This is a genomic window from Symbiopectobacterium sp. (assembly GCF_051710365.1).
Classification (GTDB): Bacteria; Pseudomonadota; Gammaproteobacteria; order Enterobacterales; family Enterobacteriaceae; genus Symbiopectobacterium.
On the sequence record NZ_JBPETA010000406.1, the window covers coordinates 1 to 627 of the forward strand.

Consider the following 627-nt stretch of genomic DNA (forward strand, 5'->3'; position numbering starts at 1 on the left):
CCATGGCGATGGTCAAAGCGCTTAACCGGATCACGCTATTAGGAATGCCGAACAGTATTCGCATCACGTAACAATCGACCCGATGGGGCACAGTCGTTACAAGTTCTGATTTATTCAACAAAGCCGGGTATCATTAAAGAATACCATGACAAAACGGGACATATCATGAGCGATGCAATTACAGTACAACAACCGGAGCAGGCGCAGCGTTTGGTCTTGTTGTTTCACGGTGTTGGCGACAGCGCCAACGGCATAGCGGCACTGGGGCGTTATTTCGCCGATGCCTTGACGGATTCCTGTGTTGTCAGCCTCAATGGGCCAGAAAGCACCGAATGGGGCGCGGGGCGTCAGTGGTTCTTCGTGCAAGGCGTGACCGAAGAGAACCGTCAGGCGCGCGTTGATGCGGCGATACCGGGATTTCTGTCAACGGTGCGCTATTGGTAGGAGAAGATTGGGGTCGATGCCACACATACCGTGCTGGTTGGGTTTTCGCAGGGGACCATCATGTGTATTAGTCGCGACTTGATCTGACACTGGACCTTGCAAGGTTGAGAGTTACCGGTTTTGATATGGGTGTCCAATCCTTATACAAAACACGAGGTAACTCTCATGATTCATACTAACAAT

1 protein-coding gene and 1 pseudogene are annotated in these 627 nt (G+C 51.2%); both read left to right on the plus strand.

Annotation, left to right across the window (positions count from 1 at the left end; translation table 11 throughout):
* Positions 1 to 71: pseudogene (locus ACTBDZ_RS18335) on the plus strand (surface-adhesin E family protein); the annotation flags it as partial.
* 94 nt (positions 72 to 165) lie between these two features.
* Positions 166 to 444 (plus strand): hypothetical protein, encoded by a 279-nt coding sequence (locus tag ACTBDZ_RS18340; RefSeq protein ID WP_438816337.1) that lies wholly within the window; start codon positions 166 to 168, stop codon positions 442 to 444.
* Positions 445 to 627: the final 183 nt, after the last annotated feature.